Origin of the sequence: Variovorax sp. V213 (genome assembly GCF_041154455.1) — a bacterium.
GTDB lineage: Bacteria > Pseudomonadota > Gammaproteobacteria > Burkholderiales > Burkholderiaceae_C > Variovorax.
Window position 1 is genome coordinate 1,906,043 of sequence record NZ_AP028664.1, and the last position, 26,127, is coordinate 1,932,169.

The window sequence follows — 26,127 nt, forward strand, 5'->3', positions numbered from 1 at the left end:
GGGGGCTCGCTCAGCGACGGCTGGCGGTGCCCCCGAGGTTCACGACCTGCGCGGCGGGAAGAATCAGGCTGATCACCCGGTTCCATCGCACCAGCGGCACGGGATCGATGTAGACCACGTCGCGTGGCTGCAGCTCGAAGCGGTCGGCCAGGGCCAGCGCCACCGGGTTTTTCGCGTTGAGATGGAACACCTCGGGCACGTCGCCGCGCGAATTGCGTATGACGTAGATCTGGCCGGGTTGGGAGGTGTTCAGCTCGGGGCCGCCGGCATCGCCTAGCGCCTCGTTCAGGCTCAACCGCCCGTTGCGCATCAGCAGGGCCGAGGGCCGCGCGATCTCCCCCATCACGTAGACGCGGGTGTCGTCGCGGGTGCCGACGTGCACGATGTCGCCGCTCTGCATCGGAATGCGGCTCGCGTCGTAGCCGAAGCGCTGGAGCATCGGCAGGTCGAGCACATAGGTGCGCTCACCGCGCGTCAGGCTCACCCGCGAGCGATCCCCTCCCGCATTGATGCTGCCGGCTCGATTGATTGCCTCGGCCAGCGTCATCGGCACGTCGGTGAAGATCTGCAGGCCCGGGGTGCGGACCTCGCCCTCCACGTAAACGCGCCGGCTGCGGAACGACTGCACCCTGACGCTCACCAGCGGGTCCTTCACGAAGGGGGCGATCCGGCGCGAGATGAGGTCGGAGGCGGCGCTCTCCGTCAGACCATCGACCTTCGTGCGGCCGATGTAGGGAAAGCTGATCTCGCCCTGGCCGTCGACGATGAAGCCGGGCGCCACGCTCACGCCCGTCGGGTCGGACTGCTGCGAGATGACCGCGCCCGCGTTGGGCATCAGCTCCGGATGGCGGTAGACCACGATGCCCACCACGTCCCCCGGCCCGATGGTGTAGACCGGCGCCTTGCCGAAGAGCTGCCGCACCTCGGCCGGCACGGCCTGCGGATTCTGCGCGGCCATGGTGCGGATCAGTTCGGGCGTGATGGCGACGATCTTCGGCTGCGCGGTCACCTCGGAGCCGGAGCCGCTCCAGTCCCCTCGGTCGGGATTTCCGAAACCCGGAATCCCGCAGCCTGCCAGGCACAGCGGCAGCAGCACGGCCGCGAGTCCCATGCGGGTTCGGATGCGAACGCGGGCGAACGGCGGCGCCGTGTCGGTCGGGACGCGTGCAACGCGCAAGGAACCGGCTTGATCGAGGTGTGCCATGGTGTGTCCTTTGCTCTAGGGAAAACTTGCTTACTGGGATGCGTAGGCGCCGCACAGCGGACGTTCGGCGGCCGCCGTTGCGGGGCTGGGGCTGGGGCTCGGGCTCATGCGCTCCACTCCGGCGCTGCGGGCGCACGCAATCGCCCAGTCGCCAACGGTTTGCATGTAGATCAGCTGACCTTCCGCGGTGCAGAACGTGTGGTCCACGTTGCGCATGAACTGGTATTGCAGGGCTTTGGCGAACGGCTCGCGGCCGAGCGCACCGAGCTGGTCGCGGTCGCGGTCGCACACGTGCAGCGATCCCGAATACAGCAGCTGCAGCGCGACCTTCCGCTCGACCAGGCGTTTCAAGGTGGCGCCGAACCACGCCGACCTGATTTCGGGCGGCTGCTTTTCGGTGAGGAAACCGGGCAGCGGCTTTGCCGATGGATTGCCGGTCAGGTGGCGCAGCAGCCAGCGCTTGGCCTTGCCGGGGAAAGACGGGTGCGCCGGTGCCGCCAGGGCACGCCGCAGCGTGCGCTCCCAGCGGGCGCGACGTTCGGGAAAGGCGAAGCCGTCGAACAGCGAGAGCGCCACCACGCGGGTGTCCGCGGCGGCCACCGCCACGGCGTGCTCCACGCCGGAACACATGCCGACGATCACGAACTGCCGGATGCCCAGCGTGCTTTCGAGCAGGTCCATGGCGGCCTGAAGGTCGTGCACCGAGCGGGTCTGCAGGTCGTGCGCCGAATCGAAGGCGTCGCTGTCGCCGACGCCGCCCAGGTCGAATCGCAGGCTGGCCATGCCGTGTGCCGCGAGCACATGCGCCAGCTTGACGTTGATGCGGCGCGGCCCCACGCGATGGTTGGCACCCATGTTGAACATCAGGCAGGCGACACCGGCAGGCACCTGCTGCGTGGGCACGGTGACCATGCCCACCAGTGAGTTGCCGGCTCCGAACCGGACCGGGCTTTGCGTCGCGTCATTCATAGAGCGCACCCTGCAAGCGATTGAGCGCACCGGCCGGCACCATGGCGCTGTTGGGGTAGGGGTCCGACGTCCAGTCGAGCCGGTGCTGGAAGTAGGCGAGCCGCACCGGCATGTGGCGCGACTGCTGCTCGGCCGCCCATTGCGCCGTGTGCTCGTCGCCGGGCGGCGTCAGGACCAGGGTGTCGTGCAGCGCCGTGAGCGGGAGCGATTCGGCCACCAGCGCACCGAGCTGCGAACGCAGCTTGGGCGAGAGCAGGGTGCCGAGAACCTCTTGCGGCATGGCGTCGGGCTCGCGTGCCAGGCTTCGGCGCCAGGCAAGATCGGGGATGCAGAAGGTCGTGTCGATGGCGGCCACATGCTGCTCGCGCAAGGAACGCGCATAGCGCCGTCCGTCGATCACCGGCTCCCACAGCACTAGCCGCGCAGGGTCGCAGCGCCCGTTGCGCGCCGCCAGCACGGCAATGGTCGCGCCGAGCCGCGCACCGACCCAGACGATGCGGCTTGCCGGCGCCCGCCGGCGCAGCTCTTCGTGCGCGGTGCACAGGTCGCGCCGCCAGCCGTCGAGTTCGCCGTCGGTCTCGTCGCCCGGCGAGTCGCCCGAGCCGTGAAAGTCGAAACGCAGGGTTGCGACACCCGCCCGCGCGAGGCGTTCGGCCAGCACCTTGAACAGGCGATGGGTCCGCAGGCCCTCCTGTCCGAAGGGCGGGCAGACGAGCACCGCGGTGTCGCCGGGCTGCGCATCCTCCGCGGCATGGAAGATGCCGAAGATCTGGCGCGAGGCCGGTCCGAACATGAACGGGTGTGCGGTCACAGGTACACCTCCGTCGCCGCGCGAGGCTCGCTGGCGTGAACGTGCGTCTGGCGCCATTCCGCCAGCGCTCCCACGCTGTCCGAACGGAAGGGCGCCGGCTGCAATGCGAGCCAGAGGATGCGGCCGGCGACCGGCACTTCGACGCTGCGGCAGTCGGACTCCAGCCCGACCTCGAAGCATTCCGATGGCACGATCAGCCCGAGGCCGATGGCCTTGAGGCAGGCCTCCTTGCGCGTCCAGCAGGTCAGGAAGGCGCGGTGCTGCTCCGCGGCAGGCAGGGCCGCAAGCGCTTCGCTTTCCGAACGCGTGAAATGCCGCTCGGCGAGCTCCAGCGCATCGGGCACCATGCGCAGCTGCTCGACGTCGACGCCCAGCGGCCCGCGCTCGCCGATGGCGATCAGGCCCAGCGCGCCGCTGTGGCTCAGCGAGAACCGCACGCGCGAGCGCCCCGCGAGCGAGGGCTTGCCGAAGGCGCCGTGGTTGAAGCGCAGCGTCTCGGCGTGTTCGCCCGTTTGTGCGGCCAGCGCGCGGCGCAGCGCTGCATGCGCGGCGACGTAATGCCGGCGGTCTGCATCGAACTGCAGCCGCGCGGCGCGTTCGCGTTCCTCGGCGCAGAGGATGCCCTCGGCCTCGGGGCCGGCGTCTTCGTCCAGGTCGAGATACCGGCATACCGGCGCCTCGACGGAACAAAGGCCAAAGAAACCAGCGTGTCCCATGGTGAATTACTCCTTGCGCAGCCAGTTGCCAAGGGTGCTCAGCAACCCTTCGCCCCGCGTTGCGCCTTTCAGGTTGCCGAGCGGCAACTTCGCAAGATCCGACAGATCGGAGCCGTCCGGTCCCTGGTGTCCCGACGTGGCGATCTGGCTGAGGTTCTCGAACAGGTAGCGGCGCGAGTTCACGCGGTAGCCCAGCGTCCGTTCGGTCTGCTGGATCGCCCGCAGCACGAGCAGCGAATCTCCGCCGAGGTCGAAGAAGTTGTCGCTGGCGCGGATCTCGTTGACGTCGATCCCGATCACCGAGGCCCAGATCTGCGCGAGCTTTGCGTGCTCGGGGTTCAGCAGGACGTCGTCGTCGTTCTTCTGCGCGCCGGCCGCTCCGTTGCCCGGTGCCGAAGTCTTGATCGGGTCGACGGCCGCGAGCTTGCGCAGGTAGGCGGCGGTGGAAGAGCCTTCGGTGGTGGCGAGCTCCGCCAGGGTTTCCTTGGAGTGATCGACCACCCGGTACAGCACCTCGAGATACCGGTCGCGCAGCTGCGCCCCGGTCTCGCGCAGGTAGATGTCGGCGTTGTAGATCAGCGCGCCTTCCATCCCTTGGGGCTTGTCCAGCAGCCAGACGCCGATGTCGTCGGTCGCGCCGCGCTGCATCACGTACATCTGCTTGTTCTGCAGGGTGCCGATCGAACGCGGACGCTCGCGCGCATCCTGGAACGAGAACATCGCCTGGTAGGGGCCGACAGTGCGGATGTGGCTTTCCAGGCCGGACTGCGCCATCAGGCGTTCGAACGGAACCTGCTGGAAGTTCATCATCGTGAGCAGTTCCTGCTTCACGTAGCGCATGAAGGCCGGCAGGGAGAGGTTGAAGTCGACCTCGAGCGAAACCGGCAGCACGTTGTTGAAGCAGCCCATCACGTCTTCGGTTTCCGGCTGCTGCCGGCCCCGGATCGGGTTCGCGATCACGATGGACCTGGATCCGATGACCTGGCTCATCGTCAGCGCATAGATGCCGAAGGTCAGCATGCTGAGCGTCACGTCCATGCCGCGCGCCACTTCGCGCAGTTGCTGCGTGATCACGGGGCTGATGCGGATCCAGTGCGCGCCGCCCTGGCCGCTCTTGCCCGAGCGCCGCGGCATGTCCGTGTTGGGCAGGCGGGGCATCGGCGCGCTGGCAAAGCGGTGCCGCCAGAATTCGAGCTGCTGCTGGCAAGCCGGTTCTTCCATCCATTTCTCGAGCCACTCGGCGTAGTCGCCGTGCGTGGTGGAAATGGGAGGCAGGCCGTGCGGCCGCCCGCGCTCTTGCGCCTCGTAGATGGCCGCGAGTTCGCGTTGCAGCAGGTCGAACGACCAGCCGTCCCAGACCAGGTGGTGCGGCACGAAGATGAAGGCGTGGTCCTTCTCGGCCAGTTGGTAGAGCGCCATGTGCGCCATCGGCGCGCGATGGATGTCGAAGGGCTCGTCGGCCAATTCCTGGACGCGCTCCATGAGTTCGGCTTCGCGCTGGTCGGCCGGCAGGCTGCGCAGGTCGATCACGGGCAGCGAAAACTCCACCTGCTGCGCAATGACCTGGGCCGGCCGGCCCGTGGCCGGATCGACGCCCATGCTGGTGCGCAGCGAAGGCTGGCGGCGGATGATTTCCTTCACCGTGGCCTCGAAGCGCGCGGCGTCGAAATCTCCGATCAGCCGGCGCACCGACGGCGCGTTGTACACCGAGCGGCCGGGATACAGCTCTTCCATGAAGCGGATGCGTTCCTGCGACGGCGTGAGCGGCGCTGTCCTGCGGTTGAAGTTGCACGCAAGCGGCGCCTGCGCGCCAACGCCCGCACCCTGCAGTCCTTCGACCACCATGGCCAGCCGCTCGGCCGTGGGCGCCTCGAACAGCGCGCGCAGCGGCAGCGTGATCTGGAACTCGCGGCTCAGCATCGTGGTGAGGCGCGCGGCAAGCAGCGAGTGGCCGCCCATCATGAAGAAGTCGTCGCGCATGTCGAGGCCCGGCAGGCTCAATACCTTCTCCATGGCCGCGAGCACCTTGGCTTCGCGTTCGTTGCGAGGGCCGGCACCGCGCTTCACCTCGTCGCGCGAGACCGCCTGCGGCGGCGGCAGCGAGACACGGTCGACCTTGCCGTTCGCCAGGGTGGGCAGCTCCTTGAGCGTGACCACGTGCTGGGGCAGCATGAAGGCCGGCAGGAACTCCCGCAGGTGCGCCATCAGCGCATCGAGATCGAAATTGGTGCCAGGCGTCAGCGCGAGGTAGGCCACCAGCCGGACATCGCCGGGATGGTCTTCGCGCGCCGCCACCACGCAGCGCGAGACACCGGCGACTTCGCAGCAGCGGGCCTCGATCTCGCCGGGCTCGATGCGGTAGCCGCGCACCTTGACCTGGAAGTCGAGCCGGCCGAGATGCTCGATCAGCCCGTCGTTGCGCCAGCGTCCGCGGTCGCCGGAGCGGTATATCGGCTTGTTGATACCGAAGATGCGGGCCGTGACGAAACGCTCGGCGGTGAGTTCCGGGCGGTCGAGGTAGCCCAGCGCCAGGCCGGCGCCCGCAATGCAGATTTCACCCGGCACGCCGATCGGACAGGGCTGCAGGTCGGCGTCGAGGATCCAGATTTCCGTGTTGTCCACGGGCTGGCCGATGGACACGCCGCGCGACACGATCAAGTCGGGGTCGACGCACCAGGCCGTGGCGTACACCGTGGTCTCAGTCGGCCCGTACCCGTTCCAGAGTTCCGTGAGGCGCTCGCACAGCGCAAACGCGAGGCTGGGCCGCAGCGGCTCGCCGCCGGTCCAGCCCCTGAAACCCGGTGCTCCCGGCCATTGGGCGTCGAGCAGCAGCTGCCACATACCGGGCGTGGCCTGCAGCAGGGTGATCTGTTCCTGTTCCAGCAGTTTGCAGAGGCGGTTGCCGTCCATCGCCGTTTCGCGCTGCACCATCACGATCTCGGCCCCTGTGGCCAGCGGCAGCAGCAGGTCCGGCACCGCCATGTCGAACGACAGGGTCGTGACCGCGGCGATCCGATCCTCCGCGTGCAGGCCCGACACCCGGTGCATCCACTGGAGCAGGTTGGCCACGGCGCGATGCGGGGCGTACACGCCCTTGGGCAGGCCGGTCGAGCCGGAGGTGTAGATCACGTAGGCGCCATCGTCAGGGCCCGCGTCGTCATCGCTCGGCGGCAACGCGTCTGCGGACTCCTGCAGCCATGCGGTGTCGCGGTCGATCTCGAACAGGCGGTCGCCCGGGTCGGCGCGCCAGTTGCGCGGCGCGCCCACGACGTCCGACGAGGTCAGCAGCAGGCTGATCGAGGCGTCCTTGGCGTAGTGCTCGAGCCGGGCCTGCGGGAACGCGGGATCGAGGGGGACATAGGCGCCACCCGCCTTCAGCACCGCCAGCAGCGAGGCGACCATCTCGAGGCTGCGCTCCAGGCACAGGCCCACGCGCTGGCCGCGGCGCACGCCGCGCGCGCGCAGTGCGCGAGCCAAGCGATTGGACTTTGCATCGAGTTCCGCATAGCTGCAGACGCGCCCGCCGTCGCGCACCGCGGGGCGGTCGGGCTGCAACGGCACGCGCGCCAGGAAGCCGGCGTGCGCCAGCGGCGCTCCCACCAACGCGATGGGCGGCGGCTGCAGCGCAATCAGCGCCTGCGCGCCTTCGGCCGACAGCACTTCGAGGCGGCCGATCGCTTCATCCGGCGTGCGTGCGCCGGAGCGCAGCACGCACTCGAAGATGTCGAGCCAGCGCTGCACGGTGGCGTCGTCGAACAGGCTGGTGTTGTACTGCGCCTCGATCTGCAACCCACCGTCGAGCGGCCGCAGGTTCAGGAATATCTCGGAGTTTTCATACTGGCGCGGGATCGTGTCCTGTACGACCTCGAGGCCCGGGAAGGACTGCGCGCTGGTGGCTACGTCCGGGTCGACGTTGAACATCACGCTCACCAGCGGCAGCCGGCTCGGGTCGCGCTGGAGAGAGAGCTTGCCCAGCAGCGCGCCGTAGGTGAGCGCCTGGTGTTCGAAGGCGTCGAGCACGGCGGTGCTGCATTCACTCATCAGGGCGTCGAAGCGCAGTTGGGCCGGTGCGGCGATGCGCAGCGGCAACAGGTTCACGCAGTGGCCGACGAGGCCGGGCATGTCGCGCGCAAGCTGGCCCGAGGCCGGAATTCCGACCACGATGTCGTCCTGGCCGGTGAGGCGGTGCAGCGTCGCGACGAAGCCGCCGAGCAGGCCCGCGAAGAGGCTGGCGCCGGCCTTGGCGCTCACCGTGCGCAGGGCGTTGACAAGGCGGCGGTCGAGCAGGCGTTCGACACGGCGCGAGCCGAAGGTTCGCGTGGCCGGGCGCGGATGGTCCAGCGGGAGTTCGAGCACGGGCAGGGCGCCGCCGGAGAAGCGTTCGAGCCAGTAGTCCACGTGCGGCTGCATCTCCGGATGCAGGGCTTCGGCCGCTTCTAGCGCGGCAAAGTCGGAATAGGAGGGGGCGGGCTGGAACTGGTGTGCGCTGCCCGTCTGATCGGCATACAGCTGGCCGAGCTGTTCGGTGATGACCACCCATGACCAGCCGTCGCAGACCACGTGATGGGCCGACATGACGAGCTCATGCTCGGCGCCGCCGAGCCGGCACAGCACGGCCCGGAACAGCGGGCCGTGTTCCAGCGAAAAAGGCGTGCACACCGCTTCGGCGTGCGCTGCCGCGAGGGCCTGCTCGCGCGCTTCGGGCGCGAGGCCGCTCAGGTCCTTCTGCTCCATCGGATCTTCGCCCGGCTGGCTCACCAGCATGCAGGTGCCGTCGGGCGAGATGGTGGAGCGCAGCGACTGGTGGCGTGCGACCAGCCGGGCCACGGCACGCGCCATGGCTTCCCGGTCCAGCGGTCCGCGCAGGCGCAGCAGCACCGATTCGTTGTAGGCCATCGAGGCTTCGGTGCTCAGCGTGGCGCCCAGCCAGATCTCCCGTTGCGATTCCGTCGTGGGAATCACGCATTCGATGAAACCGCTGGCGGCGGGGGGGCGAAGAACGGCGTTCATGCTGCGGCCTTTCCGTTAATGAGTTGATTGGGGGCGGGGGTGTCCGGCACGTACCAGAAGGGCTGGCCGTCGATGTCGCGGGCCAGCACCGAGCCGTCTTCCTCGTGGGCCTTGCGGTAGTCGAACCCCGTGACGACGGTGGCCCTGCGCGGCAGGAAGCCGGATTCCTGCATCTCGGCCACGGACTCCTTGAACACGCGGCTGATGGTCGCGATGTCTTCCGCGCTGTGCGCGCTGGTCAGGAAGCAGGGGAAGTTGTCCAGGATGTGGACGCCGCGGCTGCGCATCATGGCGAACAGCAGGTCCTGCAGCGGATGGTCTTCGAGCCAGCTCACGCGCCACAGCGAGGCGAAGTGGCGCACAGCGATGGGCGCGCCCACCTCGACGCACCAGGCCGTGAGTTCGCCGGCCAATTCGGCGGTGCTCGTCGTGAGGCCTGCCTGCAGCGCCGGACCGGCTTCCTTCAGATGTTCGAGCGAGGCCTTGGCCGCGGCCAGCGCGAGCGGGTGCCGCACGAAGGTGCCGGCGAAATAGGTCACGCCGACGCCCGGGATCGAGTCGTCGCCATACTCCCAGGCACCGCCGTCGAGCGCGTCCATGAAGGCGCGCTTGCCGGCGATCACACCGACCGGAAAGCCGCCGCCGATCACCTTGCCGTAGGTGGCGAGGTCCGCGCGCACGCCGAACAGTTCCTGGGCGCCGCCCAGGGCGGTGCGAAAGCCGGTGATGACCTCGTCGAAGATGAGGCAGGCACCCTGCTGCGCGGTGATGGCGCGCACCTCTTGCAGGAACTCGCGCGGCTGGAAGTCGGGACGGCGGCTTTGCACCGGCTCGACCAGCACGGCGGCCAGGTCGTCGGCGTTCTCGCGGATGAAGGCCAGCGCTTCGGCCGTGCCGTAGTCCAGCACGCGGATGTCGCCGAACATGCCGCTCATCACGCCTGGCGCGGCCGAGAGGCCCTTGCCGCCCTTGCCGGCGCGCACCAGCACTTCATCGAAAGTGCCATGGTAGGAGCCGGTGAACGCAACCACGGTGCTGCGCCCGGTGACCGTGCGCGCGATGCGCAGCGCGGCCATCACCGCTTCGGAGCCGGTGTTGCACAGCGCGGCGCGGTCGCAGCCCGTGAGCTCGCAGATCAGGCGGGTCACGTCGGCGGCCAGCGGATGCTGCGGCCCGATCTCGTAGCCGGCGTCGAGCTGCCTGCGCACCGCTTCCTGCACGAAGTCGGGCTGCCAGCCGAACATGTTCATGCCGAAGCCGTTGAGGGCATCGACGTATTCGTTGCCATCCAGGTCCCATAGCTTCGAACCCTTCGAGCGCTCGATGACGATCTGGTAGGTGATCTCCTTGGTCAGCGGCCGGAAGCCGTTGACCACGCGCGGGTCGGCCATGTGGGGGCGGTTTGCCGCGGTGAACTCCTTGCTCTTGCGGGTGCGTTCCACATAGCGCCGCATGAAGGTCGCCAGCCGGGCCTTCTGCCGGCCGCTCGGCTCGGCGGTGCGCTGGGTGTGAATGCGGGCGATGGCGCCGAACGCCTTGGTGACGTCGTAGCGCACCGGCTCCTTGGGCGCACCGCCTTCGTCGGCGGCGGGCTGCGCCGCAGGGGCCGGCACGGCCTGAGCCGGTGCGGCTGTCGCCGGCGCCGGCTGCAGGAGCACGGTGGACCTGGCGGGGGCGGTGTCCGCTCCCATGCTCGAGAGCAGCGCAAGCTGGTGCCGCATCAGTTCCATCTGCTGCGCGACCAATTGCGCGAGCGGCGTGGCCCCGATGCCGCTGGCGGCTGCCGTCGCATTCATCGGCGACGTGTACGCGGCTGGCTGCATTGCGATGCCGGCTGGCGCGGCCGTGGGCACCGGTGCGGGGACGAAGGCGGGCGATGCCGTGGGTGCGGGTGCCGCAGACACGGGTTCGGGTGGCAGGCTCTCCTGCAGGAATGCGGCAAGCGTGTCGAAGCTGCGGTAGTTCTCCATCAGCTGCCGAAAGCTCAGGTTGACCTTGAAGCGCTTCTTGATCTGCGTGGCAACCTGGGTCAGCGTGAGCGAATCCAGGCCGAGTTCGCCGAAGGCGGCGTGTCCGTCCGCCTGTGCCATGTCGATACCGGAGATGTCCTCGAACAAGGACCGCAGCCGCACGCCCATGGGTTCGGCGGCTGGAGTGGTCGCGGGGGAAAGAAGTGGCGCGGGCGCAGCAGCTGTCACGGTCGGCTCCAGGATGAGAGGGGGAACGAAGGGCGCAAGCGCGGGCTGTGCGACAGCCGGCGCATCGGCGGGCAGGGCGAGCGGCGCGGAGGCCGGGCTCGCTGCGGGAGCCGCGATGTCGACCCAGAAACGCTTGCGCTCGAAGGGATAGGTGGGCAGGCGCACGCGCTGTGCGCCGGCGCGAACGGCGAGGCGGGACAGCTCCACGTCTGCGCCGCAGGTCCAGAGACGGGCCAGGGCCAGCCGCAGGGTGCGGGCCTCGTCGGCCGGTTCGCCGTGCAGAAGCGACATCACTTCGCCCGCGCCGTGCTGGCGCACCAGCGTGGCCAGCGTATTGCGCGGGCCGACTTCCACGAAGAGCGGCCGCGCCGCGTGCGCCATGGCGCCGCGCACCGCCGGCGAGAACTGCACGGTGCTGCGCAGGTGGCGGGCCCAGTACGCCGCGCTGGTGGCTTCCGAATCTTCGAGCAGCCGGCCCGTGAGCGTCGAGAAGATCGGGACCGTGGGCGCGTGCAGCGCCACTTCGCCGACCAGTGCTTCGAAGGGCGCGACGGCGGCGTCCATCATGAACGAGTGAAATGCGTGCGAGGTCTGCAGCGGGCGGGCTGCGATGTCGTCCTTCTGCAGCTCGGCCTGCAGGGCTTCGATGGCTTGGAAAGGACCGGCGACCACGCAGGCCGTGGGGCCGTTGTCCGCGGCAAGCGACAGCGACGGACCGAGCCGGGCCACGAGCTCGCTCGCGCTCATGCGCACCGACAGCATCGCGCCCGCGGGCTGGGCCTGCATGAGCGCGCCGCGGCGGGCCACGAGCCGGGCGGCGTCTTCCAGGCGCATCACGCCCGCCAGCACGGCAGCGACGAACTCGCCGACGCTGTGCCCGATGAGCGCATGCGGCCGCGCACCGAGCGACAGCAGCCGGCGTGCCAGCGCGTATTCGATCGTGAAGATGGCAGGCTGCGTGACGGCCGTGGGCACCAGCGCCTGGGCGTCGCCGCCGAACATCCGCTCGCGCAGGTCGAAGTCCACCGCGCCGCCGAAGGCCTTGATGCAGGTGTCGAACGCGGCGGCGAACACCGGGTCGTTCGCATGCAGGTTCTTGCCCATGCCCGGGTACTGGGCGCCCTGGCCCGGGAACATCAGCACCGGCTGCGGCGCACGCGCATCGATGCGGCCGCTGACGCGCCACGGCCCGTCGTTGCCGCGCAGCGCGGCCACGGCTTCGGCCGCATCGCTGGCCACCACCGCCCGGCGGAAGGCGTGCGCCTTGCGGCCTACGCCCAGCGTGTAGGCGACGTCGGCAAGCGGCACGCCGGGCGTTGCCTCGAGGTGCGCCGCAAGCTGTTCCGTCGCCACGGCCAGTGCGGCCTCCGAGCGGGCCGACAGCGGCAGGACTTGCGGACCCTTGGCGCACGTCGATGCGGGGCGCACGGGTGCTTCTTCGACGACGACGTGCGCGTTGGTTCCGCCGACACCGAAGGAACTGACGCCGGCACGGCGCGGTTCGCTGGCGCGCGGCCACGGCTGCAGGCTGGGCGACACGTAGAAGGGCGTGCGCGCGAAGTCGATGGCCGGGTTGGGCGCGCCGAAGTGCGCGGTCGGCGGAATCACTTCATGGTGCAGCGAGAGGGCGGTCTTGATAAGCCCGGCGGCGCCTGCGGCCGTCACCATGTGGCCCACGTTGCTCTTGAGCGATCCGAGCGTGCAGTACCCCAGTGCGTCGGTGTGCTCGGCGTAGGCGCAGGTCAGCGCTTCGACTTCGACCGGGTCGCCCATCGGCGTGGCGGTGCCGTGCGCTTCGACAAACGAAATGCTGCGCGCATCCACGTTGGCTGCCGCAAGCGCCGCACGGATCACCGCCGCCTGCCCGTCCACGCTGGGCGCGGTGAAGCTGGCCTTGCTGCCGCCGTCGTTGTTGACGCAGGCGCTGCGCAGCACGGCATAGATGGTGTCGCCGTCGGCCTGCGCGTCGGCCAGGCGCTTCAGCAGGACCACCGCGGCGCCGTCGCTGAACACCGTGCCCCGGGCCTGCGCATCGAAGCTGCGCGTGCGGCCGTCGGGCGAGAGCATCGAGCCCTCCTGGTAGAGGTAGCCGCTGCGCGTCGGGCAGGTGACCGATGCGCCGCCCGCCAGCGCCATGTAGCACTGGCCGGTGCGCAGCGCATGGAAGGCATGGGCCACGGCCACCAGCGAGGTCGAGCAGGCGGTGTGGACGCTGACTGCGGGCCCCGTCAGGTTGAGCCGGTTGGCCACCCGCGTGGTGATGTAGTCCTTCTCGTTGGCCAGCATCACCTGGAACTCGCCGACCGCTTCGATGAGGTCGGGCCGCGTGCTGACGTGGCGCTGGAAGTAGCTCGCGTTGTACATGCCGGCATACACGCCCACGGGGCCTGGCGCGGCGTCGGGCACATAGCCGGCGCGCTCGAGGCATTCCCAGCAGATCTCGAGGAACACGCGCTGCTGCGGGTCCATCAGCGCGGCCTCCTTCGGGCCGATGCCGAAGAAGGCGGCGTCGAAGTTCTCGATGCCCTCGATGACGCCGCGGGCCCGCACGTAGGCCGGGTCCGTGCGCAAGGCGTCGCTGACGCCGGCGTCGAGCGTCTCGTCGTCGAAGAAGCTGATGGTGTCGCGGCCGGCGACGAGGTTGTCCCAGAACTGCTCGACGTCCGCCGCGCCCGGGAAGCGGCCCGCGGTGGCGATGAGCGCGACGGCGCCCGACAGGTCGGCGCTGTCGGAGGGGCGAAGCGATGCGCGCGGCGCTGCGGCGGCGGGCATGGGCGATGCGGCTTCGCCGGAGCCCGGCTCCAGCTCAGCCGCCATGGCGCTCGGCGTCGGATGCCGGAAGAAGAGGGTGGTCGACAGCGGCTGGGCACTGTCGCGCTGCAATTCGGCCAACACCTGCAGCACCCGCAGCGAATCGCCGCCGAGATCGAAGAAGTTGTCGTGGCGCCCGACCTTGCCGATGTGCAGTGCGCGTGCAAAGGCTTCGCACACCCGTTGCTCGGTGGCGTTGCGCGCTTCCTCGAACGGCTGCGCCAGTTCGGGGCGGTCGCCCACCGGTTCGGGCAGCGCCCTGCGGTCGAGCTTGCCGTTGGGCGTGACCGGAAGCTGGTCGAGCCACACCTGGGCGGAGGGCAGCAGCGCCGCCGGCAGCCGTGCGGCCAAGTGCGTGCGCAGCGCGTCCCACGAAACCTTGTGCGAGCGCGCGACGAGGTAGGCCACCAGGCGCAGTTGCCCGTCGGCATCGGGCCGCGCCACCACGGCGCAGGACTGCACGGCCGGATGGGCGAGGACGGCCATCTCGACCTCGCCGGTCTCGATGCGGTGGCCGTGGATCTTGACCTGGCCGTCGCGGCGCCCGATGAATTCGATCGTGCCGTCGGGCAGCCAGCGCGCAAGGTCACCGGTGCGGTAGAGGCGATCGCCCGCTTGGCCGAACGGATCGGGCACGAAGCGTTCTTCCGTCAGCTGCGGCTGCCGCAGATAGCCGCGCGCCAGTCCGTGGCCGCCGATGCAGAGCTCGCCGATCAGGCCCGTCGGCAGCAGCGCCATCGAGGGGCTCAGCACGCGCAGCACGGTGTCCTTGATCGGCCGGCCGAGCGGCACCGAACGCAGGTCCGATGGCAGCGCATGGGGAATGCGGTAAGTGGCTGCGAAGGTCGTGCATTCGGTGGGCCCGTAACCGTTGCTCAATGCGAGGCCCGGGAGCGCAGCCAGCGCGCGCCGCACGTGGGGCACCGAGAGCGCCTCGCCGCCGGTGATGAGATGCCGAAGGCCCGAGAGATGCGCAGGGTCGTCGTCGATCACCGCGTTGAACAGCGCGGCCGTCAGCCAGGCGGTGTGCACGTCGTGGCGAGCGATGGTGGCGGCAAGGCCTGCGCCCGTGGGCACGCGCTCGCCGTGAACGACGCAGCAGCCGCCATTGAGCAGCGGACCCCAGACTTCGAGCGTGGCGGCATCGAAGCCGAGCGGCGCGGCGTGCAGCATGGCGCGCCCTGGTGCCAGATCGGCGTATTCCACGTCGACGACAAGGCGCAGGATCGCGCGGTGGCAGATCTCGATGCCCTTGGGCATGCCCGTGGAACCCGAGGTGTACATCACGTACGCCACCGATTCGCCGTCGATGTCCGGTGCGCGCCAAGGGGTGAGTTCGGCCGCCTCGGGCTCATCGAGCAGCAGCGCGGTCCGGGACTCGGGCACGAGGTGGCGGTGCGCCGATGTGGCGATCACCTGGCGTGCGTCCGCCTCGTCCAGCATGTATGCGATGCGCTCCGGCGGAAAATCCACCGGCACCGGCACATAGGCGGCGCCTGCCTTGAGGATGCCGAGCTGCGCCACCACGGCGTCCATCGACCGCTCGAGCACCAGGCCCACGCTGTCGCCCGCACGCACGCCCAGGTGCTGGAGGCGGTGCGCAAGCCGGTCCGACTGCCGGTCGAGCTCGCCATAGCTCATCTGCGCATCGCTCTCCGCGAGGGCGACGGCATCGGGCGCGGCAGCGGCCCGGCGGGCGAACATCTCGACCACGGTGAGGCTGCGGTCCAGCGCAGACAGCGCGGCGTTCCAGGTTGACAGCTGCTGCTCGCGGTCGGCGGCAGAGAGGGTGCGAATGTCGCCGAGAGGAGCGCCGGTGCGATCCATCAGGTCGGCGGCAGTGTCGGCGATGGCCGCGAGCAGTTGCGCTGCCGTTGCCGGGTCCAGGAGGGTCGCCGCCGCTTCGGCATGAAGACGCGGCGTGCCCGAAGCGGTGGACAGCCAAAGATGAAGAGGGGCCTGGGAATCGGCGGCGCTGGCGTTGCCGCTCAGCCAGAGCGAGCTCGGTGTCGCTCCGGACGGGTTCGCAGCCGCTGCGCGGCGTCGCTCGTCGAGCGTGGCCAGCCAGTTGCTGGCCGTCTGGCCGGGATCAAAGGCGGCGGCAATCGCCGTTCGGCTCGCCGCCGGTTCCGATCCGCTCCTGGAAATCTCGTGGAGGACGGGCTCCTGCGTGCCGAGCCAGCGGGCCTGCAACAGGAGCCAGGCGGCCGCAAAAGGGGTATCGGGCAACTGCGCCGAGGCCTCGATCCATCGGGTCCAGCGCAGTGCATTTTCCGGGTCGATCTCCAGTGCACCGCCGATCCGCTCGGCCTTTTTTTTTGAATTCAAGCGCAACGCAAATACATCTTCCAATGGAAGATGGAGGGGCGCGAATTGCACCGGCAATACGGATGGGGATTTCATGGGAGAGATGTAATAAGAAATGCATGCAATAGATCAGCAGCGATTTACACATCATTAAGAAAAATGTATGTAGTACGTAGGTTTGTATTTCGCTGGTAATCCTAGAGACTTTGCTTGCGGCGGAGTAGCTGAAAACTCATCAAGTTGCATTCCCGAAACGATCGTTACATAACCGTACTACCTTAGATCGCGTGAATAGGGTAGCCAGCGCCTTTACCGCTGAGTTGCGAGCCGAACGCAGGCCCGGCGGGTCCGGGTTTTCCTATCTGCGCGGCGCCGCCTTTTCACAGAAAAGCTTTTAGCCATGGAAGTCACTGTAGAAATTGCGCCCGCCACCCGCATGAGCGATGCGCCCCCTTTTGAAGGAGACAATCGCCCCCTTTCCGCGGTCCACAACCATGACAAAGCGCCTGCCACTGGACGCGTCTGGTTCGGCGGAATTTGCCGGTGCCCAGGCGTGCGCCCCACCCAGGCGGTGACTCAATTTCGGTAGAGAAGGCAGGGGATGGCTAGATCCGATTTCAGGGGATCGAGGGCAGGAGAGAGGTCCTGCTGACTATTGGGTAGATGCGGTTCCCGCGGGAGAGCGCGACGGATCCGGGCCGCCGGTACTTACTACCTACGGCCTATGCAACTCGCAATTAAGCGGTACCAGATTTGTTATGAACTACCCGAATTCTGTAATAGTTTTAAAAAATTCGGCAAGGAATCCGGGAGTCGTGTGATTCTCTGCAACAACTTGACTTGTTAGGCTGGGGTTTTTGTTGAAGGCCGCGAAATGCGAGGCGATATCTAATTGCCAATGTGTCCTCGAACTTTTTGGAAGCTGATTCCATTCGAAGCTCGAACGGGCCTCCAGCGCGATCACTGCCAATGCAACCTATTTCGGCAACCTTCAATGGGCCTAGGAATATCTGGGTTACCGCCACCGGCACTTCAAGAGCAGGTGGCTGGCCGCTGGCGGCGACTGGACGGGGAAGGTGGTTGTCGATCTCGGCTGCGGGCCGGGCAACATCTTTGCCACGCTCGGTGGAAAGCCCAACTGCTGGGCGGGGTGGATGTGGCCCCCGGTTCGCCGGGCAGGTCTCATCACGTTCAGGTCGCTACTGCGATTGCGAACCTGTGGTGCTCTGACGACCTTGCTGGACATCTGGAGCGGGTGAAGGGAAGCTAAGTGTGGCTTGGAAGCCGCATTCAGCCTAGGTTTTTGCTGTTTGATCGCTCAGTGTTCCCCCTTGTGTTCCCCGTTCTTGCCGGTCCGATTCGCCATGGTCTTTTAGAGGAGAAGAAAAAGCCCGCGCGAAGGCGGGCTGTATCCAACTTGTCGAAGTTGGCACCTTCTTCCGTTGCCGGGGGAAGGGCGGCGGCAGTGTGGTCAGAACAAGTTCAACTGACCAGGCATCGAGCGGCAATGCTCACAAACGTTCTCCAGCCGGCCGAAGCGGAAGCGAACGTAAGGGCGCACATGCACACTCCGCGGGTACATACATGCAGGCATGTCGTGTCCTTTGTAGTGTTATCGACAGCGACCTTGCCCTACCAACACCGCAGCGTTTAAACTGTGGTTGTCCCTCAGAAAGACACATTGGTGGGCGGTCACACGCAAACCTGACGAAGCCTCTAGCTCATACCTAGAGGCTTTTGTCGTTGATGGCTTCATAGCTCATCGTCGTCTCCTTTTTGAGGTACATCATTTTCCGCAAGGTCTTGTTGTGCCGTAGGGGCCAGTGCGGCGTTATCTATCGAAGGAAACGGTGCCGACGCTAAGCTCCACCCAAGCTTCCGATCTGAATGCAGGTGCGGCGTCTCCGACATGATCTGAACTAACCGATGCAAGGGGTTCTTAATTCCACTGAAATCGACGTTCTGCGCAGACAACTCATCAAAGATCGCTTTCGTCGCTAGTGGTCGTCCAGGACGCAGCAAATTCTCAATCCGCCGTATCACGTCGGCACGCCACGCTCGCCGGCTTTGAAAAACCTGCTGCATTGGCGAGGATGTGGGCGGTCCGCCGCCGAAGAGCATTGGGCGACCTATAAGAATTGCTGCTGCTGTCGCAGCAGAGATCGGAGGGGTAGACGGGCTGGTCGGCTGCAGTTCTATCAGCGCCTTTGCCGAGAGCGCTGCGACGATCTTGTGCCGTTTGGCTAGAAGTGCGTCCACGCGTGCGCGCGCCAGCGTCACGGCTTCCACCAGTCGCTGGTGATCGGCTTCAGCACGGGCAACCTCGCCCTCCACCTGCTGCAGGAGTAGCTGCATGCCTTCGACCACGATGTCTTCGTCTGCCATTCGCCGGATTATTGCAGAGAAGAGACGAAGACGGAGACAAAATGTTCTTGATGGAGAACTATTTTGCGATAGAAAAGACAAATCGCATGTGTTCTTGTCCAGTAGGGTAAATTACTAGGCTCCCCGGGAAAGCCACCGCTGCACACCTTGTCGGTCAATGAATACATGGCCGTCCGGCGCCCGCAAATACTCGCGCCCTTCGAGCCATACCCCCTCTTTGATCTTCGACCGGATGGCGGCCTCGCTGTAGCCGCTGACTACGGCATGGAGCTTGATCGTCACGAATCGATCAGGTGCTAGGTACACGGGGCAAGGCGAGACCTCGCATGCCACGTGCGCCGCAACGGAACGCGCAAATGCGTCGAATGCCTCTTCGATCATTCGGAAATCTCATCCATGAGGCTTGCGACGGCAAACGCATGCCCCGCATCTGCTGAAACGCGATTAACCGCGGCTGCATCGGTGCCGGCAAGCAGGATGTGTGACGCTACGCATGAGTGCAGCATGTAGATCACATTAGAAAAGTCGAGCCCAGTTTTCGCGCTCAGGCTCCTAACCGCGCCGATGCAAACTTGGCGCATCATCGCCAAGTTGCAAACGTCGGCCCCATGAGCGGCGGCTAGCTCTTCAATGAGGCCACCAAGTTCCCTGTTTCCGATCACCATTACTGGCGCTCCAAGTTGGTTGCTGATGGGTGAAGCGTAGGGAGAGATTGAAGAAGGAACAAACCGGATACGGCGTGTCGCACTCTGGAAATAGGGCCTTATCCTGTTTGCGAAACAGCAAAGGAGAAGACCAATGTGGACAATCGCAGCGCGCGTTGAGCCGAATCGCGGTGGCTCGTCGGCTCGCAAGTTTCGCCTTTACGCCCTGCCTGGGCAGCCCGTGAGTGACGATGTTCCGATCTCGTGTCCTGTCGATGAGCGCCATAACGGGCGCTTCTACTTGGTCAACGTGGCGATGACCGCTGCAAGTCCAAACATGAGGTCCTACCCTTATGTGCTGAACATGAAAACGATTGCGATGACCCTCATTGAACAAGGGGCCGCGCTCGCCCACGTTCAGAAGACGTTTGGCGACAAGCGGCCGCGAAGGAAATAGTCGAGCTCATCGCGTCACGCGCTTCGACAGGTTCGTGAGCGTCTTGGTGAAGCGCGCGGCTTCTTCTTCGGACGCCATGCCGAACTGTTCGCGGCTGCCGTCCGGGAACTTGAAGTCCACGGTGTGTCGGCTGTCCGCCGCGCCCTGTTGCGCAGGGGCCGACGCGCTGGACTGCTGATGGTTGCCGGCGCCGAATGTCACGCTCTCCGCAGCCTTGAGCAGTGCCGTGTTCAGGGTGCTCCCGTCCCCGCCGTACTTCTTCTGGCCGGGGTTGTTGAAAAACGGGATGTCGCCTCGGCTGTCGGCAAATTCGTTTGTGATGCGCCGTGCTTGCGCGTCATCCGTGACACCCGCGGCCTTGAGAAATTCAAGGACGCTCGTACGCGTGGCCCCGCCTGCGTTGATCGTGTTTCCCGCCTTGTCCAGGCTGAAACCATTTTTGTCGACGCCCTTGCGTCGGTTCTCCAGCGCAAGTTGTCGCTCGGCCAGGTCGAGGGCCTTTTCTTGCGCCGAGATGCTCGCCTCCAGTGCAGCGGTGCGCGCCTGTTCGCTGTTGGCAAGGCTGCGAATCTTGTCGGCCAGGATGTCGGCCTTCTGAGCTTCCAGGTCCTTGAGGTCGGCACTGCGTCGGGCCGCGTCGATCTCGGCCAGCTTCGACGCCGTGAGTTCTCCGGTAGCGCGAAGCTCGTTTTCCCGTGCGTCGGCCGCATCGTGGATTGCCTGCGCTTCCCGCCGGGCACTGGCGGCGGCTTCGTCGGCTGCACGGGCCTGCAGCGCCGTCGCTTGCATCTGTGCCTGTGTGGCGGCCGTGGCGTCGCCATTGGCCTGTGCCACCTCGCGCATGGCGTTGGCCCGCTCGATGTCCACGCTGATTGCCGACTGCGTGACTTGCCCGGATCGTTGCTCGGCCTGCACCTTGCGCTGCGCCGCGTCGGTGGCATCGCGTAAGGCGTCGCGATAGAGGGCCGTCGCGCTGGCGGCGCGTGCCTGCGCTGCGGCCACGTCGTCACTCGATGCCTTGCCCTTCTTCTGCGCTTCGACCAGGCGTTCCACTTCGCGGGCTGCCTCGGCCGCTGCGCCGCGCAGTTCGTAGACTCGCGCGGCGTTGTCCTTGTACGCCTCCGCGGCTGCCTGTGCCGCGGCCACCTCAACCTGTTTGGATCGCGCGCCGGCAATCGCCTGATCGGCTTCGGCGCGCTTGGCATCGGCGGACTGCTGCGCTGCTTTGATCTGGTCCTGCGTGGCGCGGGTGGTGTCCCGGCGCTGCAGCGCCTCTTCCTGCAATCGCAGGCTGTAGCTCTGCGCGATGATCGCCTCGGCGTTGCGCGCGTCGGCCAGGTCCTTTGAGGCTCGCGCCTGCACACTTGCCGCCTCGGCCGCGGCCTGCCGGCGCTCCGCCTCGGTGCCGTAGATGCTGACCAGCGAGGTGAGCGTCGCGGCTTCGGCCTGGCGCGCTGCTGCGCTCTTCGTCATCAGGTCGGTGTACTGTGCAGCACCCTTGATTAGTTCGCCGTAGGAGGCGCGCACGGCCAGGTTCGAGGTCGTGTGTCGCTCTTGCGCGGCAATGGCGTTGTCGACGGCGCGCACCTGCGCCTGCGTGGCTTGCGTCGCGCCGTCCAACGCCTTTGTGATCAGGCCGGCGGCTTCGGCCGCCTGAGTCAGTTCACGGTCGTACTTCGCGTTGAGCGCGGCCGCCTGCTGCAGGTCGAAATTACCGGTGCGCACTGCGGCGGCAAATTCGCCAATGGCCGTGCCCGCCACGTCGGCCGCGTTGCTGAGCCCGCGGACGCCAAGGGCCGCCCACGCTAGGCCCTTCGCGATCCCCTTCGAAGCGCCACCTTCGCCGATGGCGTTGGCAGTGTCTGCCATGACATTCTTCAAGCGCGCCCACTCGGAGTAAATTGTCTGCGGCGGGACAGCGTTGGCATAGAGCTCGTTGAGCCCCGAGGTCAGGGCGGGCAACAGGTCTTTTGCAAGGGCTTGTCCTGCCTCGACCATATTGGTGAGCCCTTCCACCGTCATGCCGGCACCCTTTGCGGCTGCCTCCATGGCGCCAGGGAGTGCCTCGCCGAGTTGTCCGCGCAGTTCCTCCATGGAAACGGTGCCCTTGGAGGCCATCTGACTGATGGCTGTCAAAGCTTGATCGGTCTGTGCGCTGCTCTTGCCCAGGGAAGACATGGCGCGAGCAGTTGCCTCGAAAACCGCTCGCGTAGCTTCGCCTTCTATCGCGGTGCCCTTCGTCGCGGCCGCCAGCGATGTATAGGAGCGCGCCAGCGCCTGCGATTCAATGCCGAGTTTGTTCGCCGTGGTGCGCACAAACTCCATCTCATGCGCGGCGCGTTCTGCGCTCCCGAAGATGGCTTGAAATGAAAGGGCAAGTTGCTGCTGCTCAGCGATGGTTTGCACGAACTGCTGCGCGCCGAAGGCTGCAGCCATCGCGGACACCAGGGGGCGCAGTGCACCGACTGCGTCGTCGGACACCTTGCGCAGGCCGCCCACGCTGTCACTCGCCGCCTTTGTGGCCTTGACCACGGCCGTTGCCTGGGTGGCGAGTTCCTTTTCGGCGGCTGCGGCCTTCGCGGTTTCCCCTGCAATCTTGGTGAGCTCTTCCTTTTTCGCCCGTAGGGCGATGCCCTCGTCGTGAATTGCCAAGCGGGCGGCTTGTACCTGCGCTTTGTAGTCCGCGGTCTTCTTCGTCGCTGCATCGGTCTCGATGCCCGATCGCCTCAATGCATCCGTCTGCTGTTGGATGCCGGTTTTGGTCTGCGCGATGTTCGCGACGAGCGCTTTCTCTGCTTCGCGCAGGCGAAGTGTTTCCGCTGCGGCTTTATCCATGTCGTCGGCGAGACGCTGGAATGCTGGTGCGGCATCGCCACCGGCCTTCGCCAGGTCTCGCACCTGAGCCTGCAGGTCCTTGACCCCTTGGCTGCCGTCGGTCGTTACCTTGATGCCGAGCTCGACATCGCGTTTATTCGTCGCCATTGGAATTCCTAGATCGGTGTGTTGCGATGAGCAGGGCGTGCCCGCTTCCAAGCTGTGATGCCCGCCTCTGCGCGCGGCGGTGCTCCGTAGAGGTCATCCCATGTCACGGCTGAGATGTCCTCGACGCGCAGGTCGATCGACGCGGGGCCGCCCTTCAGGCGCCAGACCCCGCCGAGTCGATAGACCCGAATCTCCAGCGTGGTGCAGCGGGCCAGGGCGGGCGCGTGGGGTGCGAGCAGAGGACTCGACTCGGCATCAGACCAGCGCACGCGGCGCGGCTCGTCGGTGTCGAATCGGTCTTTCTTCATCGCTCGTGCAGTTTTCTTTCGAGCGTCTTCACCTTTGCGGTGAGCACCGCAATGGCCTCGGCCTTAGCTTTCCGCTCTGCGTAGAACTGGCGTGCCATCTCGTCGATGGTGGACACGTTCGGGGCTTCGACTTGGCTTAGGAAACTGTCCACGTGCGCAGATTCGTCCCATTGCGCCAACTTGCTCAGGACGGCGGCCCGGTAAGCCTCCACGGCCGCACCGCTCTTCACGGCTTGGGCCATCTCGATCTCGGGATTGATGCCGTGTTCCTTGTAAGCCGAAGCGGCGACCTTGAAGATGCCGCAGATTTCAGATGCACGGGCCACGGCCGCGCGCGCGTTGTCGGGCGTGTCCAGGTTGACGGAGTCGCTGAACAATAGCGCTTGCACGACGCGGGCGGGGAGCTTCGCCGCGGCTGCGAGTTCGATGGTCAGAGAGGCCTGGATCATGCCGACACCTCCGCATCGAGCACGACAACCGGGTTTGCATCAGATCGGCGCAGCACGTCGCCGCCCGTGGCCTCGATCTCGCGAATCAACGTCTCTTCTGCGCGTTCGAGTTGCAGGAGCTCTGCGTCCAGGGCCTCCAGGCGCGCGGCGCGGTCGGGCTTTGCGAGGGTGTCGCCGTCGTTGAGGTGGCGCGTGAGCGCGGACAGGACGGCATCCACACCGAGCAGCGGGACGAGCAAGTCGCCGAGGTTCGCCGTGCGATCGACGTGCACGGTGAAGAACTGGCCGGGTTGCCCGGTCAGGACAGTCGACCACGCGTGTTGTGCTGCGCGCGCTCCGCGTTCCTCGTGCGCGACCAGCGTGGCGCGCACTTTCGCGACTGCTTCATCGCGAGATAGTTCGAACTGCGCGATGGTGGCGCGCTCGGCCAGCTTGGTGATGCGCTGCGCGCGAACGGCAGCCAGCTTTTCGAGAGATGTTTTCGGGGTCATCGGGTGCCTCTCTGTTTACTGAATGAAAGCTTCGAGGCGCTCGATGAGCGCCGATTGCTGCTTGCTGCGCTCGGACGTGCGAGCAGCGTCTGCCGCTGCGTAGTCGAGTTGCTCCAGCAGCCCGACCAGTTCGCGCAACACCACCGGGCGGATGCCGATGGCCTCCAAGTCGGGCGTCTTGTCCAACAGGTTTTGCAACCAAGCGCGATCGCATCTGAGATTCCAGGCTGCTTCGGTGTCATGCGGATGCATCTGACAATTGCGCCGTGTTGAAGCCACCGCCCGCCGTATCTCAACAAGCGCATCGGACGCTGCCAGTGCGACAAGGCGTGCACTATCGGCCTGCGCAGCGAGCCGTGCAAACCGCGAACGGTCGTAGATCAATTTCTTCATTGGCTGTCCTTTTGTGCATTGCGCTTGTTCCAGTAGTCGGCTGCGACAACTGCCATGGTCTTCGTGTTTTTTCCGCGAGCGTCGAGGCGAGCCAGGGCATCGGACATGCGAATGCCGGCTACTGGGTTGGCGGTCTGCTTCTTTTCTTCAAGCGCTCGCCGGCACTCGGTGCCGTACTTCACGACGGCAGGGGCATCGACGAATTGGTCGGCCGTGAGCGTGCCCTTGGCGAGCGCGTCGAGCGCTGCGCTCAGGTCCTTCGGCGTGCTCATGGCTGCGCCTCCTGAAGCTCCAAAATTTTCGCGGCACCCTCGGGCGTAGCAAGCCATGCTTCTAGATCATGTCCGTTGACCAATCCATCTGTGGCGAGCAATCGCACGGGGTCAACAGGAATCGGGTGGGTGCGCCCTGGAATTTCTTGGGACGCAATCCCCTCGGCTAGCTGAGCCGGCGTGATACCTGCAACTCGGGCCGCAACATGCAGTTTCCAATTCTTGATGCCGCTGTTATCGACGCGGATGGTCATCGCGCACCCCCGCGGACAAGTTGCACTACGTCGGCGGCGTTCACAAAACGCATGCCGCGATCGTTGGGACGCAGGGTGCGAACGGGACTCGGGAAGGTGTTGTCGAGCGCGCCGCGCCAGAGCAGTTCCGGAGGGATGCCGAGAATTTTGGCCGCTGCCGGCAGGCGCCAATAGCCGGGCGACGACGGAGCGGGCGTCTCGGCCAGTTCGTTGAAGGAATCGGAATTCATCTGAAGATCACACAAAGTTGCGATCTAGGCACTTTGCCGGCATCACGGCCCAAATGCCTGCGGATGAATTTCGGGACATGCTCAAATGATCAACGAGGAGTGCGGGCGAAAGGAGATGTCGGGTTTACTCCGGGAAGAAGGTCCCGAACGCACGATAAGCTGCAGCCTCCACAACGAGGAGTGAGATATGGCTTGGCACATCGAGGGTTCGAAGTTGGTGAAGAGTGATGGAAAAGGAGTCCATTGGACTACGACCTATGGCCCTGGGGATGACGTACCCGTCTCGGGTATCTACCTCTGTCTCGGGTGCGGAAAGGAAGTCACTTGCAATCAGCCAGATAAATTCCCGCCTCAAAACAAGCATCAGCACACGGCGGCGGAGGGCAACATCCGATGGAAGCTGAATATCCGCACTAACACCGAAGGCGCATAGCCCGAGGTAGAAAATGAAATATCTGCAGAGCCTTGCGCAAATCTTGATTCATCAAGATTGAAAATTCGAAAAACGGGCGATCACCGCGCCTCTTCGACCCCGCGCGGCTGCCGGAATCACCAGGGTCCCCGGCGATCTGCCGCACGTCGGTACAACTGCTCAAACCATGCGGGGCGCTGCGTGGTTTCACAGGCGCGACAACCTATGTTGCTCAGCGTCGAGCCGAATGCCGATGAACCAGAGGCGCGCATTCGCCTGCTCGGTGGTCTCAGCTCTTGCTGCGATCCAGCCTACCGACGGTCGCGCGGCCGATGCGACCGTCACCCAGTCGTCGGGCGTCAGGTCCGACACAGGCGCAGCGCGCGCATACAGCGCGATGGCTGACGCCTCGCACCATTCAGTAGGCACGCGGCTTACGTCTGCGGTCAGCAGTGTTTGCAGCGCGATACGCGCGGCGCGGGGCGAGAGGCGCGCTGCAGCATCCAAGTAATCAGACATTCGACACCCCCATGGTCGGTGCACGTTCGCTAGCCAGTTGCTGCACACGCCGCAAGGTCACACCGAGGCGCGCGGCAATGGCAGGATATGGCACGCCCTCGGCCAGCAGACGCGCGACGCTCTCGCGCCGACGTGCGGCCGTCGTGGTGCGGATGGCGGGGACGCGGATCGTCTGTCCAGCGAGCTCGCGAGTGATTCGAGCCACCAGGGCAGGGCCGCAGATGCGGAGCAGCGTTTCTTGGACATCGGTCATTTATGCATTTCCTTGCTTGTATATGGAGTGGTCGAGTGACTGGCTCACCTGC

20 protein-coding genes are annotated in these 26,127 nt (G+C 66.3%); 1 reads left to right on the plus strand and 19 read right to left on the minus strand.

The features are described from left to right. Window positions 1–10: 10 nt before the first annotated feature. From ACAM55_RS09130 to ACAM55_RS09170, 9 genes are all read right to left on the minus strand, one after another. Window positions 11–1,204, minus strand: a complete 1,194-nt coding sequence (locus ACAM55_RS09130) for a polysaccharide biosynthesis/export family protein (protein ID WP_369655711.1) — start codon at window positions 1,202–1,204, stop codon at window positions 11–13. 30 nt (window positions 1,205–1,234) lie between these two features. Beyond that, entirely contained in the window at window positions 1,235–2,173 is a 939-nt protein-coding gene (locus ACAM55_RS09135) for a hypothetical protein (RefSeq protein ID WP_369655712.1), read from the minus strand. After that, window positions 2,166–2,984 carry an alpha/beta hydrolase gene (locus ACAM55_RS09140; RefSeq protein WP_369655713.1) on the minus strand — a complete coding sequence of 273 codons (819 nt, stop codon included), beginning with the start codon at window positions 2,982–2,984 and terminating at the stop codon, window positions 2,166–2,168. Before ACAM55_RS09140 ends, ACAM55_RS09135 begins: the two co-directional genes overlap by 8 nt. Beyond that, window positions 2,981–3,700 (minus strand): 4'-phosphopantetheinyl transferase superfamily protein, encoded by a 720-nt coding sequence (locus tag ACAM55_RS09145; protein ID WP_369655714.1) that lies wholly within the window; start codon window positions 3,698–3,700, stop codon window positions 2,981–2,983. Before ACAM55_RS09145 ends, ACAM55_RS09140 begins: the two co-directional genes overlap by 4 nt. 6 nt (window positions 3,701–3,706) lie before the next feature. Continuing rightward, window positions 3,707–8,710, minus strand: a complete 5,004-nt coding sequence (locus ACAM55_RS09150) for an amino acid adenylation domain-containing protein (RefSeq protein ID WP_369655715.1) — start codon at window positions 8,708–8,710, stop codon at window positions 3,707–3,709. Next, window positions 8,707–16,047: an amino acid adenylation domain-containing protein gene (locus ACAM55_RS09155; protein ID WP_369655716.1), complete on the minus strand. Its 7,341-nt coding sequence runs from the start codon at window positions 16,045–16,047 to the stop codon at window positions 8,707–8,709. The genes ACAM55_RS09150 and ACAM55_RS09155 overlap by 4 nt, the downstream gene beginning before the upstream one ends. A gap of 1,731 nt (window positions 16,048–17,778) precedes the next feature. Next, a complete protein-coding gene (locus ACAM55_RS09160) occupies window positions 17,779–18,411 on the minus strand; it encodes a hypothetical protein (RefSeq protein ID WP_369655717.1) in 633 nt (210 codons plus the stop codon). Window positions 18,412–18,525: 114 nt separating this feature from the next. Further along, window positions 18,526–18,792, minus strand: coding sequence for an excisionase (locus ACAM55_RS09165; protein ID WP_369655718.1), 267 nt, complete (start codon window positions 18,790–18,792; stop codon window positions 18,526–18,528). Then, the gene (locus ACAM55_RS09170) at window positions 18,789–19,076 is read right to left on the minus strand and encodes a hypothetical protein (RefSeq protein ID WP_369655719.1); all 288 of its coding nucleotides are present in this window, start codon (window positions 19,074–19,076) and stop codon (window positions 18,789–18,791) included. Before ACAM55_RS09170 ends, ACAM55_RS09165 begins: the two co-directional genes overlap by 4 nt. 133 nt (window positions 19,077–19,209) lie before the next feature. On the opposite strand from ACAM55_RS09170, the gene ACAM55_RS09175 reads away from it, so the two are divergent. After that, complete coding sequence (locus tag ACAM55_RS09175) at window positions 19,210–19,512, plus strand: hypothetical protein (protein WP_369655720.1); 303 nt, start codon at window positions 19,210–19,212, stop codon at window positions 19,510–19,512. Between the two features lie 6 nt (window positions 19,513–19,518). On the opposite strand, the gene ACAM55_RS09180 is transcribed toward ACAM55_RS09175, so the two are convergent. The 10 genes from ACAM55_RS09180 to ACAM55_RS09225 all read right to left on the minus strand — a co-directional run bounded on the left by ACAM55_RS09180 (window position 19,519) and on the right by ACAM55_RS09225 (window position 26,075). After that, on the minus strand, window positions 19,519–22,494 hold the full coding sequence (locus ACAM55_RS09180; protein WP_369655721.1) for a tape measure protein: 2,976 nt from the start codon (window positions 22,492–22,494) through the stop codon (window positions 19,519–19,521). 8 nt (window positions 22,495–22,502) lie between these two features. Next, window positions 22,503–22,802 (minus strand): hypothetical protein, encoded by a 300-nt coding sequence (locus tag ACAM55_RS09185; RefSeq protein ID WP_369655722.1) that lies wholly within the window; start codon window positions 22,800–22,802, stop codon window positions 22,503–22,505. Continuing rightward, the gene (locus ACAM55_RS09190) at window positions 22,799–23,251 is read right to left on the minus strand and encodes a hypothetical protein (RefSeq protein WP_369655723.1); all 453 of its coding nucleotides are present in this window, start codon (window positions 23,249–23,251) and stop codon (window positions 22,799–22,801) included. Before ACAM55_RS09190 ends, ACAM55_RS09185 begins: the two co-directional genes overlap by 4 nt. Further along, on the minus strand, window positions 23,248–23,742 hold the full coding sequence (locus ACAM55_RS09195; RefSeq protein WP_369655724.1) for a hypothetical protein: 495 nt from the start codon (window positions 23,740–23,742) through the stop codon (window positions 23,248–23,250). The genes ACAM55_RS09190 and ACAM55_RS09195 overlap by 4 nt, the downstream gene beginning before the upstream one ends. A gap of 15 nt (window positions 23,743–23,757) precedes the next feature. Continuing rightward, a complete protein-coding gene (locus ACAM55_RS09200) occupies window positions 23,758–24,135 on the minus strand; it encodes a hypothetical protein (protein ID WP_369655725.1) in 378 nt (125 codons plus the stop codon). Beyond that, window positions 24,132–24,407 (minus strand): hypothetical protein, encoded by a 276-nt coding sequence (locus tag ACAM55_RS09205; RefSeq protein ID WP_369655726.1) that lies wholly within the window; start codon window positions 24,405–24,407, stop codon window positions 24,132–24,134. The genes ACAM55_RS09200 and ACAM55_RS09205 overlap by 4 nt, the downstream gene beginning before the upstream one ends. Next, a complete protein-coding gene (locus ACAM55_RS09210; protein WP_369655727.1) occupies window positions 24,404–24,661 on the minus strand; it encodes a hypothetical protein in 258 nt (85 codons plus the stop codon). Before ACAM55_RS09210 ends, ACAM55_RS09205 begins: the two co-directional genes overlap by 4 nt. Continuing rightward, complete coding sequence (locus ACAM55_RS09215) at window positions 24,658–24,891, minus strand: hypothetical protein (protein ID WP_369655728.1); 234 nt, start codon at window positions 24,889–24,891, stop codon at window positions 24,658–24,660. The genes ACAM55_RS09210 and ACAM55_RS09215 overlap by 4 nt, the downstream gene beginning before the upstream one ends. Before the next feature lie 619 nt (window positions 24,892–25,510). Further along, window positions 25,511–25,822: a hypothetical protein gene (locus ACAM55_RS09220; RefSeq protein ID WP_369655729.1), complete on the minus strand. Its 312-nt coding sequence runs from the start codon at window positions 25,820–25,822 to the stop codon at window positions 25,511–25,513. Then, window positions 25,815–26,075: a helix-turn-helix domain-containing protein gene (locus ACAM55_RS09225; RefSeq protein WP_369655730.1), complete on the minus strand. Its 261-nt coding sequence runs from the start codon at window positions 26,073–26,075 to the stop codon at window positions 25,815–25,817. The genes ACAM55_RS09220 and ACAM55_RS09225 overlap by 8 nt, the downstream gene beginning before the upstream one ends. Window positions 26,076–26,127 lie beyond the last annotated feature (52 nt).

Bases quoted from the DNA above. Each gene is read 5' to 3' on its own strand.
- ACAM55_RS09225 (WP_369655730.1), bottom strand. From the start codon at position 26,075: ATGACCGATGTCCAAGAAACGCTGCTCCGCATCTGCGGCCCTGCCCTG.
- ACAM55_RS09180 (WP_369655721.1), bottom strand. From the start codon at position 22,494: ATGGCGACGAATAAACGCGATGTCGAGCTCGGCATCAAGGTAACGACC.
- ACAM55_RS09130 (WP_369655711.1), bottom strand. From the start codon at position 1,204: ATGGCACACCTCGATCAAGCCGGTTCCTTGCGCGTTGCACGCGTCCCG.
- ACAM55_RS09175 (WP_369655720.1), top strand. From the start codon at position 19,210: ATGTGGACAATCGCAGCGCGCGTTGAGCCGAATCGCGGTGGCTCGTCG.
- ACAM55_RS09210 (WP_369655727.1), bottom strand. From the start codon at position 24,661: ATGACCATCCGCGTCGATAACAGCGGCATCAAGAATTGGAAACTGCAT.
- ACAM55_RS09215 (WP_369655728.1), bottom strand. From the start codon at position 24,891: ATGAATTCCGATTCCTTCAACGAACTGGCCGAGACGCCCGCTCCGTCG.
- ACAM55_RS09145 (WP_369655714.1), bottom strand. From the start codon at position 3,700: ATGGGACACGCTGGTTTCTTTGGCCTTTGTTCCGTCGAGGCGCCGGTA.
- ACAM55_RS09185 (WP_369655722.1), bottom strand. From the start codon at position 22,802: ATGAAGAAAGACCGATTCGACACCGACGAGCCGCGCCGCGTGCGCTGG.
- ACAM55_RS09195 (WP_369655724.1), bottom strand. From the start codon at position 23,742: ATGACCCCGAAAACATCTCTCGAAAAGCTGGCTGCCGTTCGCGCGCAG.
- ACAM55_RS09170 (WP_369655719.1), bottom strand. From the start codon at position 19,076: ATGGTGATCGGAAACAGGGAACTTGGTGGCCTCATTGAAGAGCTAGCC.
- ACAM55_RS09190 (WP_369655723.1), bottom strand. From the start codon at position 23,251: ATGATCCAGGCCTCTCTGACCATCGAACTCGCAGCCGCGGCGAAGCTC.
- ACAM55_RS09200 (WP_369655725.1), bottom strand. From the start codon at position 24,135: ATGAAGAAATTGATCTACGACCGTTCGCGGTTTGCACGGCTCGCTGCG.
- ACAM55_RS09150 (WP_369655715.1), bottom strand. From the start codon at position 8,710: ATGAACGCCGTTCTTCGCCCCCCCGCCGCCAGCGGTTTCATCGAATGC.
- ACAM55_RS09205 (WP_369655726.1), bottom strand. From the start codon at position 24,407: ATGAGCACGCCGAAGGACCTGAGCGCAGCGCTCGACGCGCTCGCCAAG.
- ACAM55_RS09165 (WP_369655718.1), bottom strand. From the start codon at position 18,792: ATGATCGAAGAGGCATTCGACGCATTTGCGCGTTCCGTTGCGGCGCAC.
- ACAM55_RS09160 (WP_369655717.1), bottom strand. From the start codon at position 18,411: ATGGCAGACGAAGACATCGTGGTCGAAGGCATGCAGCTACTCCTGCAG.
- ACAM55_RS09220 (WP_369655729.1), bottom strand. From the start codon at position 25,822: ATGTCTGATTACTTGGATGCTGCAGCGCGCCTCTCGCCCCGCGCCGCG.
- ACAM55_RS09135 (WP_369655712.1), bottom strand. From the start codon at position 2,173: ATGAATGACGCGACGCAAAGCCCGGTCCGGTTCGGAGCCGGCAACTCA.